The following is an 11107-nucleotide window of genomic DNA, read 5'->3' on the forward strand; positions in this document are numbered from 1 at the left end:
AAATTTGTTACCTCTCTTACCCACTCCATAATTAAACAACTCTGCAATGTCTCCTATTTGTCCTCCTAATAATGAGAATTGGTATTAGCAGATGAAATGCTTAAAGTTGTAAATACTAATGACTTACTGATTTGTATATTTATCTTATAAATTTCTTTCTAGCCTTACAAAAAGAAAAATTGCTTATGTCATTCGATGTCCCAGATCATCTTTTAATGAAGTGAATGCTATGTTTGAAGAAAAAAGCCCATCTAGTGTTGAGGTTACCATATGTGCTCAGCGTAAGATAAAACAAGAAAATAGTGGAATAACGCTTCAAAGTGGTACTGCCATCTGGTGAAATTGAAGTGTTAGCTACATCATTAATGGATGAACAAAAGTTTCAAACTGGAGGATTTAAGGAGTTATATTTTTTACGCTGGGGAGTTGAGACATTTTTTGCAAAACTCAAAGGAAGACTAAGTCTAGAAAATTTTACAGGAAAAAGTGTTGAGTCTGTTAAACAGGATTTTTGGTCAGCTATCTTTATTAGCAACCTAGAAAGTGTTATGACAGAAGATGTAGAAGAAGCGTTGAATATGGACTTAACCGATGATAAGCTTAAGAGGAGCATTAACAAATCTGTCTCATTTAACGCGATCAAAAACTTGGCTTTCGACATTTTTGCTACGGAATCAGATACTGACTGCATTATGGATCAATTATCAAAGCTATTTTTGATGAACACTTTGGCGGTAAGAAAGGGAAGGAAAGTTGATCGTCATAAGGTACCTTATCTTCGTTCGTTCAATTACCAAAAAAGGGTTAGAAAACACATATTTTGACTAGGGGTAGTATTCATATCTTCTGACAATAACTGGGTAGCTTATTGCCATAGCTCCTGTAAAATGACTTCTAAACAAACTATTTCTTAAGTAATTTACACTTCAGAGTTTATCTGCTTTAAAGTTTACTCTATTCCGTTTCAGTGTTTGTCATAAATCCTTAATTATTTCTGACTTTTTAGTTCAGTTTTTAACCATTCTTTCCTTAACTTAATGGCAGTGAACCTCGTCATCCCGCTACTTGTTAGCGGGATCTCTTGTTAGCGGCTGAGATACCGCGAATGAATCGCGGTATGACGGTTCGCGGCGGTATGGACGTAGGAAAACCTTTCTTGGGTCAGCTATAGAGACTCTCATCTTTAGCGAGCTTCAAGGTAATTGGTTGCTATTTGCGAAAATATTCGCATAATTTAAGTAACATTACTTAATAAAAATTAACTATGGAGCTTAATAAGATTGCAGCATCGATTTTACTTTCTGGGCTAATCATTATGATAGTTAGTAATGTAGTTGATATGCTTTACAGTCCAGAAGAATATAAGATTGAACACCAAACGATAGTAGCTGCTGGCAGCAATGAGTTCCAGCAAAAAATCGAGCAAGTGGCGCTTGATATTGGAGCGCTCATGCAGAATGCTAGCTTTGAGAAAGGTAAATCAGCAGCAAAAAAATGTATAGCCTGCCATAGTTTTGAGAAAGGTGGAATGAATAAAGTAGGACCAAACTTATGGAACATAGTTGGAAATAAAAAGGCCCATCTTGGTAACTCATTCAATTACTCAAAAGCAGTGCTTGAAAGAGGTGGAAAATGGGGGTATGAGGAGCTATTTGCCTTTTTAAAGAACCCAAAAGCCTATATAAAAGGTACACGTATGGCATTTGCAGGTATTTCCAATCCACAAGAAATTGCAGATCTAGTTAGTTATTTGCATCAATTGAGTGATAGCCCGGTTGCTTTGCCAAAGTAGTATGGATTATTGTAAATTGTTTGATGGAAATAATGGTCACATAGCATATCGAAAGCTACAAGGAAAGAAAGCTTCTGTAGTTTTTTTCGGTGGATTTGCATCCAATATGGATGGAACTAAAGCAACTGCTATTTACAAATTTTGCCAAGAAAATGACGTAGCACTTGTGCTATTTGATTATTTTGGTCACGGTCATTCAAGTGGTAATTTTATTGATTACACGATAAGTGATTGGCAAAAAAATTGTGCTAAAGTAATGAGTGAATTAACTAGCGATAAACAAATAATTATAGGTTCAAGTATGGGAGGATGGCTGATGTTGCTCACTGCCCTTCAATTTCCAGAAAAAATTGCAGCACTAATTGGTATATCGTCTGCTCCCGATTTTACTGAAGATTTGATATTCAAGCAATTGTCAGGCAAGCAAAAAGAAGAACTAGATTCTAAAGGTGTAATAGATTTTACTTCAGAGCATTGTACATACAAAATAACTAAAAATTTGATCGAAGATGGCAGAAAGAACCTTCTTTTAAACAAAAAGACAATAGATATAAACTGTCCTGTGCGCTTGCTGTATAGCATTAATGATAAAGATGTTCCTTATCAAACTTCATTGAATTTAGCTGAAAAAATTAAGTCAACCGATGTTGAAGTACACTTAATAAAATCAGCAGAGCACAATATGTCTGACAATCATTCACTGGAAGTTTTATTTAAGACCATTAGAGAATTTTGTAACCAGACTGCATTCTGTGATTTTTAGCAAAACACGATTTTTCATTTGAGCTTTCTTCAACTTAAAATAAATACAGAAAATTGCTGCCTATAGCTAAACTGACTTAGATTTACCGACAATTTGAAAAACCGTCATCCCGCTACGTGTTAGCGGCTGAGATACCGCGGCGGTATGACGGTTCGCACCATCACACTTTGGAACCTTACAGATATTGAGCAAATCCAATAATATCCTTGATTTCTTTTATATTATGGGTTGCAATTTCTGCTGCTTTCTTTGTGCCTTTTTTTAATATTTCATGTAAATGGAATTGGTCTTTTAAAAGATCATTCATTTTCTCACGTATGGGTGATATAACACTGATAATTAAATCAGCTAACTCTTTTTTGAAGTGCTTCATGTCATGTTTGTTCACTTCTTCACATACTTTTTCCGCATTTACATTACTAAGCACTGAATAAATGTTTATCAAATTGCTTATTTCTGGTCGGCACTTTAAAGTAGCAAAGCCTAGAATTGAATCTGTTTTTGCTTTTTCTATTTTTTTAACAATTAAGTCATCCGTATCATCAAGGTTAATGCACGAATATTCTGAAGGGTCAGATTTACTCATCTTGCTTGTACCATCTCTTAAGCTCATTATCCTTGATGTGCAATCCAAAGTTAAGATTTCAGGTACGATGAAATAATCCAGCTTATAATGATTGTTAAAAGCTGATGCAATATCACGTGCAAGCTCCAAATGCTGTTTTTGATCATCACCAACAGGAACGTATTTAGTTTGATACAACAATATATCTGCAGCCATAAGTACTGGATAACTATATAATCCAAGAGAGGCTTTTTGTTTATCGCTGCCAGCTTTATCTTTAAATTGAGTCATGCGATTAAGCCAACCAATTGGTGTATAGCATCCAAGCAGCCAGCCCAGTTCTGCATGACCACTAACCGTGGACTGACTAAAAATAATGGACTTTTCTGGATCTATTCCGCATGCAATATAAGCTGCTGCTGTTTTGAAAATATTACTTTTTAATTCACTTGCGGGAAGCTTATTTGCTGTGATTGCGTGTAGGTCGACAATACAAAAAAGAGATTTGTATTTATCCTGTAAGTCTATCCACTGTTTGATTGCACCAAGATAATTACCTAAATGTAGTACGCCACTTGGCTGGATACCTGAAAAGACAATACTTGTCATTGTACATTTACCTCATGCTAATCGCTTCCACAATCAGCAGATTTCTTAGAAAGAATAACCATTGCAGGACGGAGCAACCTATTTTTGATAGTATAACCAGTTTGTAGTACTTCTACAATGGTGCCAGGCTTTTTTTCATTGTCTTCTCTTTCCACAACAGCTTGGTGTAAATTACTATCAAAAAGCTCACCAAGTGGATCTACTTCCTCTATTCCATGTTTTTTTAGATCATTTATAATTTTTTGATAAGCTACTTTAATCCCCTCATGAACAGGATCACCGTCTTTCAAAATTTCCATTACTCTTTTTAAATTGTCGCACGAGTCGATCATATCACGTGCAAGTTTTGTGACTGCGTAGTCACTTGCATCGCTAATTTGCTTTTGCATTATACGTTTGACGTTTTCATTATCTGCAACAGCACGGCGTAAATGATCTTCAAGCTGAGCTGCACGTTCTTTTAATGTATTGAGATCTTCATTTAAATCATCAGTTTGCTTATTTTGTTGGTCGTCACCTTTCTGCCTACTTACCATATCAGCAAACTTCTTCTTTTTCTCTTTACTGCTATCTGACATATTATTACCCTTAAGAATCTAATAAATATATAGCAATTAATTCGAAAATATCAAGCGCCAGCTACATTCGTCTTTCTATGCTCGCATTTAAAAAGTCAATTAAAGTAGTTTTATAAAAAGAATCAGAAAAAGTACTAATATCATTTTGTGCCATATTAATGTAGTGTCTAGCTTTTTTCATAGAAAGCTGAATGGCATTATGGTAATTAATATAGTGTAATGCTTGGTCAAAATTGTGTCTAGCTGAAGAAAAGCATTTTTCCCAGAATGTTTGCTCTGCTGGACTGCCCTTTTCGTATGCTATAATAGCAGGTAAGGTGACTTTACCTTCGAAAAAGTCTTTTCCGACTTGCTTTCCAGAAGTGCCTTGATTAGCAGTATAATCGAGCATATCATCAACTATTTGAAATGCCATACCAAAATTAAAACCAAAATTCTTTAGCCTCTCTGTTTCGTCATTTGTTGCACCAGACACTGTTGATGCAGCTTCACAGCATGCAGAAAATAAAGATGCTGTCTTTTCTCCAATGATATCAAAATAATTTTCCCTGACTGTGTGGGGGTCAAAGCGTGCTGTCATCTGCTTTATTTCACCCTTCACAAGTAAATGCGATGCTTTAGATAAAATAGAGAGAATATTTAAATTTCCACACTCTATAAGCCATCTAAATGCTAGAGTCAACAATAGATCACCAACTAAAATGCTTGATTTATTTCCCCAAATCTTATTCGCTGTTTTAACTCCATGGCGTGCCTCACTTTCATCGAGCACATCATCATGAAGTAAAGTAGCATTGTGTATAAACTCTACCGATGCAGCAACGTTGATCCTATTCTCCCCAGAATAGTTTAGCATTTTACATATAATAAAAACTAGTTTAGGCCTTATTTTTTTTCCACCTGACCTAACAAGATGAGATATAATATCAGTAGCAAGCTTAGCATCTTCATCATTGACATTTTTGAAGACAAAGTCATTCATAGCTGACAAATCAGAAGATACAATATCGTCTAATTTATCGCTGTTTGTTAAATCAGTATTTAGCATTTTAAGAGACTTATGCCTCTTGCCCTTGTGCTTTCTCGTTCTCTACTTTCTTCTTTTCTGTTTTCTTTGGTTCTGTTTCTAAAGTTACTATGCCTTTTTTGATAAACCACAGTACTCTTTCAGTTGCCTGCGCGCCTACACTTAGCCAATGTTTTAATCTATCAGCTTTCACCACAACACGATTTTTATTGTCTTTTGGTAACATTGGATCATATTGTCCTATTTTCTCAATAAAACGCCCATCCCTTGGTGCTCGTGAATCAGCTACAACTATCCTATAAAAAGGGCGTTTCTTTGCGCCAAACCTCGCCAACCTTATTTTAACTGCCATGTTAACCTTTATTCATATATTAGCCACAATTTTATACAATGAGCCGTTTTAAGTCAAATGAATTATACAACTTTTGCACCTTATAATATAATTACCAATAATGTAGGGCAGTGCCGGGCGCACAGCTATACGAACATTCATTTTTGAAGGTAAATTGCACAGCAAATGGTGTCATTCCAGTGCTTGACACTGGAATCCAGCCTTTTTTTAATCATTAAAACGTTGTATTTTAACATAAAACGGCTACTTTTATGCTTACCAACTTAATAAAATTCCTGGATCCCAGTGCCTGGGCACTGAGATGACATCCTTTCTAGTGAAGATTGCTCTCAAATCGCAATGTTCGTACAGTTGTGTGTCTGGGCACTGGATGCGTTTGAAGCAACTTATAAGATTTTTGATTATATATCATCAAGTATAGCGTGATTAACTTCGACTTTATACTTTGATTCCAGATAGCTAATTAATTGCTCTTTTAGCGATATCATCACACGTTTTCCGGTGTCAAGCGTGTTTAATTTGCCATTTGATGAATGCATTTCTTTTAGAACACCTATTATAATTTCATTATTGTATTGAATAGGATCTGTCACTGAACCAGTTGTTTTCATATTGAAAATCTCTTCTACAAAAGAAAAGGGGTAGTTTTGTTGATCCACTTTATTGCGGTGCATCTGCTGACCTTTAACTAATTCCACACCTTGAATTTCTTCCAAATCTGTTTTTTCTCTTAGTTGAACTGCAACCTCTTGCCCGAATTTAAACATTCTTTCTTTTATAAACTCACTACGCCAAAGCTCTACCGCTAATGCCTTGCCTTCTTCAAAACTTTGCAATTTGGGTGGAACGATATCGACGATTTTTACACTAACAACAGCGTCCCCAACGCCCTTAAAATAACCTTTCTGATCCTTTTCTCGCGAAAAAATGAAAGAAATCAAATCACCAGAATCTCCTACGTTATTACCGCTTTGATCTTTTCCACTCGCATCTACTGGACCAATAGTTTGTATAGGTAAATTATATTCACTCAATATTTCTTCAATTTCTGAACCATTGTATATCTTATAGTTCACTTGGTTTATGAAATCATTGACTCTTTCAAAAGACTTTTGGTTAGTTAGAACTGACTTTATGTCTTTTTTTAAATCAACTAAGTCTTCATCAGAGATTTGATGCGCACTTTCCACTTTTACTATGTGCCAACCAAAACTGCTTGCTAAAACTTCACTTACTTCACCTACTTTGAGAGCAAATACCTTCTCTCTCACGTCTTCTGGTAAAAAATCCTTAGTTATATTATTTACTCTAGTTTCCTCAAGTTTTGCTTTGCCAAACTCTTCTACTATCTGTTCAAAGCTTGTTTTACCCTCCTCAAATGCTCTTCTTGCTGTCTCAGCTTCTTCTTTGGTAGAAAATATTGCATTGAATATATCTCTTTGATCTTTAAGTTCTTGTTGTTCTATTATACCATCAACTTCTTCATCTGAGATCTTGATTTGATCTTCAAAATACTTTTGGCCTAGGGAAATATATTGCGCAGTTCGATACTCAGGATAATAAAAATGGGATTTATTTCTTTCGTACAAATCAAGTAAGGCTTGATCATCTGGTTCAGGAATGTTTGTAACTGCATCTTCAGTTATTTTAACAATATCAACTACTCTAGTTTGGTAGCGACTTTTGTATATCTGCTCATCAATTTTCTCGCCAAAAGTTACTGGATAATTATCTTTAAATAATGAAGTCATGAACATCATTGCAGGCAGGACTTTCTCTAGCTTTGCTATATACTCTTTCTCTGTCATATGCAGGTCATTTAGCGTTTCATAGAATTTATTTTTGTCAAATTCACCTTTATCATTTTGAAAGTATTTGGTGTTTTTAATATGGTTTTTTATAGATTCTTCTCCAACTGTCAACCCCAGCTCACTAGTTAGGTTAAACAATAGTTTTTGCTCTATAAGTGCGTTAAGCAAATCATATTTCAGCTTTTTTACTTGTTCTCTACTCGCATCAGATCCAGAAATTTGCTTTTCATAATTTTGATATAGTGATTTATACTCATCTGACGTTATAACTTCTTTTCCAACCCTAGCTACCTCTTCTTTTTCATCATCACCTGATAAAAGGTTGCCAATTCCCATGAAGATTAACAAGCAAGCTAAAAGGACAACGGTTACTTTAGTGAAAAAATTTTTAACATTCATTTTAAACCCAGTTAATTAATGATTAATTATAGAATAGTGATAATTTAATGCTTGTAAACCTGTTGCTTTATTAGCTAATATATATAATATTACAATATATTAACTTAAAATTTAACTCTCTAATCTTAAATAGGAACATATGTTTAACTGAGTTATACTATACCTTAGGAAGGGGAAATATTTTGTTTGAAATATGCTTAAAGGTAAGCGCGTTTAATTAACTTAAGAAGTGGGAAGTGACAAACAAAAAGTTATTGAATGACAAAATTAATGCTTTTTTAGTTTTAATAGTTTATATTTTAGCTCTGTATAACAGTAAGGGATACTTTAAATGGGAGATGCTTTTTTGATGTCAATGGAATCTTCTAAGGGCAATAACGATAGAAATAAACAGTTTCTAGTGCAAATAGCTGCTTGGTTAGTAGACAACACTGGTTTAACTTTTAATCAAATAGCACAATGTTGCAGATTGGCTCTTGAAGAAGTACAAGACATAGCTGATGGGGAAATAGAAGTAGAAAAATATAACCCTATTATTTCTGGAATAATTACTGAAAAAGAAATCGATGATTGCAAAAAAAATCCAAATCGTGTACCAAATTTGATTATAAAAAATATAAAAAAAAGGAGTAAAGCGATTGGTAGCATTCTTGGCTTTGCCTCTACGGCAAGACGTAGAGATAAACCTGATGCGATTTATTATTTAGTAAAAAAATTTCCTATCTTGGACAATAACGTTATAGCTAAATTAATTAGTACAACAAATTACACAGTTGAGCAGGTAAGAGATGGATCTCATCATAACATGCAAAATATAAAACCCCAAGATCCTGTACTACTCGGCTTATGTAGTCAAGAAAATTTAGAAGCAGAAGTGGAAAAAGCAAAAGTAGAAGAGGAGAAGCAAGAAAGGTTAAAAAAATATAAAGAATAGTTATTGAAAATCCTCAAATTTTTGTGTTTTGTTAACATTAAATTAACTTGACTTGCTAGTGTTTATTAGTATAATGTAAGTAAAGTACGGGGTTTAATGATGATTAAGCTTAATACGCACTGAAACTAACTCAGCCTAATTTATTATCTTATAGTCACATTTTAGGTTAGTAAGCATCAATTAAAATTTTTGGAGGATTATGACAACAATCAATGAAGATGTTTTGGCAAAAGGAAAGGTTACAGCTCAACCTGAAAAAAGTGAGCAAACTTACAATAACGATACAGTAAAACAGATGGTCAATGAAGGTACTGAGAAAAACAGAAAAACATTAGATCTGAGCGAATTAAAAGAGAAAACAGCAGAAGAATTGTTAGAGTTAGCTGAAGAAAGAAAAATTTCAACTAACGGTAAAAGCAATGGTAGAATGCTAAAGCAGGAAATAATATTCAGCTTAATGAAAAAAATGAGTGAAGAAGGAGGCATAACCACAGGGAGTGGAATAGTGGAAATATTGCCTGATGGTTTTGGTTTCTTACGTTCAGCAAGTGCAAATTATGCCCCAAGTACCGATGATGTTTATATTTCTAACGGGCAAATAAAGAAGTTTAATTTACGTACAGGAGATATGGCATATGGAGAAATAAGGCCACCTGGTGATAAAGAGAGATATTTTACTTTAACTAAGGTTCAAAGTATAAACTCTACTGAAGTAAGTGAATTAAGAAAGTACGTCCATTTTGATAATTTGCTTCCTCTTTATCCTGAGGAAAGCATAGTACTTGAGTGTAATAATGGTGATGATAAAAAAGGCTTAAGCATGCGTGCTATAGATATAGTAGCTCCTCTTGGAAAAGGGCAAAGAGCGTTAGTAGTTGCTCCACCTCGCACAGGAAAAACTGTATTGCTTCAGCAAATGGCTAACTCTATAGCTATAAATCACCCTGAAGTAGAATTAATAGTGTTACTTATAGATGAAAGACCTGAAGAAGTAACAGATATGATACGTTCTGTAAAAGGTGAGGTAGTAAGTTCTACGTTCGATGAGCCTGCTTACCGTCACGTACAGCTTGCTGAAATAGTAATAGAAAAAGCTAAAAGAATGGTTGAGCATAAAAAAGATGTGGTAATTCTACTTGACAATATTACTAGACTTGCACGTGCTTATAATGCGGTTATTCCTTCGTCTGGGAAAGTTCTAACTGGTGGTGTAGATTCAAACGCACTGCAGAGACCAAAACGCTTTTTTGGAGCAGCTCGTAATATTGAGAATGGTGGTTCTTTAACTATAATCGCCACAGCTCTTATAGAGACTGGTTCAAAAATGGATGAAGTTATTTTTGAAGAGTTTAAAGGTACAGGAAATGCTGAGATCATACTTGATAGAAAACTTTCTGATAAACGTATATTTCCAGCTATTGATATTACAAAATCCGGAACAAGGAAGGAAGAGCTATTAGTTGATAAGGCTATACTAAATAAAATATGGGTGGTGCGTAGGATACTCAATCCTATGGGACCCGTTGAAGCAATGGAATTTTTACGTGACAAACTACTTTTAACAAAGAGCAATGCTGACTTTTTTAACTCCATGAATCACTAAAAGTAAGCCAGTTATGATGGATATGCTGAGCAAAAAGTAAAACGCTCTTATAGCTAAAATAATTTGGATTTACCAAAATATATTTATAGTTAAGTTGGCAATTTACCTTAAGTTAGCGCATGACACTGGAATGACACCCTTGGTGGCAGACAGCTAAAGGAAAATATCAACTAGGTTTATAATCTATCACTACCGTGTTTGCAATTTTGTCGTGAAAAGCTTGTTTATGTTCATCACCTACTGCACATACTAAAACTAAGATTAGTATAGCTAAGAATAAAATGGGATTACAAAGTGATATGCAATAAATTATAAAAAGAGCTATAGTCCTTTTCATTGCTTGCATTGTAGTGATTGACTCAAATGTATCTTTGTCTTTTACACGCATGCTAAATAACAAGTGTCCTGGAGTGCCGCCAAATTTTACTAGCATGAATATATGAAATATACATGGTATCATTAAAAATAAAGAAAATACAATCGTGGTGATTACAATTATTGCACCCATGATCCCTTGTATTGCGTGTGTAAGTGAGAAACCCACCGCCATTAAACCAAATGGTATTGCGATAAATAAAATACAATCAACATACTGTAATTGCGATTGAATGATGGAGAGACATACTCCATTATTTTAGCACGAAGTAACAAATTCAATGAATTGGTTCTTCAAA

10 protein-coding genes and 1 pseudogene are annotated in these 11107 nt (G+C 34.4%); 5 read left to right on the plus strand and 6 right to left on the minus strand.

The features are described 5' to 3' along the window. Positions 1–75 precede the first annotated feature (75 nt). The 3 genes and pseudogenes from OZD66_RS03820 to OZD66_RS03830 form a co-directional block, all read left to right on the plus strand. Positions 76–824, plus strand: a pseudogene (locus OZD66_RS03820) (transposase); the annotation flags it as partial. A gap of 440 nt (positions 825–1264) precedes the next feature. Further along, the gene (locus OZD66_RS03825) at positions 1265–1792 is read left to right on the plus strand and encodes a c-type cytochrome (protein ID WP_010082469.1); all 528 of its coding nucleotides are present in this window, start codon (positions 1265–1267) and stop codon (positions 1790–1792) included. Position 1793: 1 nt separating this feature from the next. Continuing rightward, the gene (locus OZD66_RS03830; RefSeq protein WP_182367086.1) at positions 1794–2555 is read left to right on the plus strand and encodes an alpha/beta hydrolase; all 762 of its coding nucleotides are present in this window, start codon (positions 1794–1796) and stop codon (positions 2553–2555) included. A gap of 175 nt (positions 2556–2730) precedes the next feature. On the opposite strand, the gene trpS is transcribed toward OZD66_RS03830, so the two are convergent. The 5 genes from trpS to OZD66_RS03855 form a co-directional block, all read right to left on the minus strand. Then, on the minus strand, positions 2731–3729 hold the full coding sequence (gene trpS / locus OZD66_RS03835) for a tryptophan--tRNA ligase (RefSeq protein ID WP_182367084.1): 999 nt from the start codon (positions 3727–3729) through the stop codon (positions 2731–2733). 17 nt (positions 3730–3746) lie between these two features. Then, positions 3747–4307 carry a nucleotide exchange factor GrpE gene (locus OZD66_RS03840; RefSeq protein ID WP_182367081.1) on the minus strand — a complete coding sequence of 187 codons (561 nt, stop codon included), beginning with the start codon at positions 4305–4307 and terminating at the stop codon, positions 3747–3749. 61 nt (positions 4308–4368) lie between these two features. Continuing rightward, positions 4369–5355 carry a polyprenyl synthetase family protein gene (locus OZD66_RS03845; protein ID WP_182367079.1) on the minus strand — a complete coding sequence of 329 codons (987 nt, stop codon included), beginning with the start codon at positions 5353–5355 and terminating at the stop codon, positions 4369–4371. Between the two features lie 10 nt (positions 5356–5365). Continuing rightward, the gene (gene rpsP, locus OZD66_RS03850) at positions 5366–5686 is read right to left on the minus strand and encodes a 30S ribosomal protein S16 (RefSeq protein WP_006279266.1); all 321 of its coding nucleotides are present in this window, start codon (positions 5684–5686) and stop codon (positions 5366–5368) included. Positions 5687–6087: 401 nt separating this feature from the next. After that, the gene (locus OZD66_RS03855; protein WP_182319497.1) at positions 6088–7896 is read right to left on the minus strand and encodes a peptidylprolyl isomerase; all 1809 of its coding nucleotides are present in this window, start codon (positions 7894–7896) and stop codon (positions 6088–6090) included. A gap of 331 nt (positions 7897–8227) precedes the next feature. On the opposite strand from OZD66_RS03855, the gene OZD66_RS03860 reads away from it, so the two are divergent. Further along, entirely contained in the window at positions 8228–8830 is a 603-nt protein-coding gene (locus tag OZD66_RS03860) for a cell cycle transcriptional regulator TrcR (RefSeq protein WP_182367077.1), read from the plus strand. 199 nt (positions 8831–9029) lie between these two features. Then, positions 9030–10433, plus strand: a complete 1404-nt coding sequence (rho, locus tag OZD66_RS03865) for a transcription termination factor Rho (RefSeq protein WP_182367075.1) — start codon at positions 9030–9032, stop codon at positions 10431–10433. A 166-nt stretch (positions 10434–10599) separates the two neighbouring features. On the opposite strand, the gene OZD66_RS03870 is transcribed toward rho, so the two are convergent. Further along, entirely contained in the window at positions 10600–11046 is a 447-nt protein-coding gene (locus OZD66_RS03870; protein WP_338061738.1) for an RDD family protein, read from the minus strand. Positions 11047–11107: the final 61 nt, after the last annotated feature.

Source organism: Wolbachia endosymbiont of Drosophila baimaii, from assembly GCF_028982185.1.
In the GTDB taxonomy this organism is placed as follows: Bacteria; Pseudomonadota; Alphaproteobacteria; order Rickettsiales; family Anaplasmataceae; genus Wolbachia; species Wolbachia pipientis.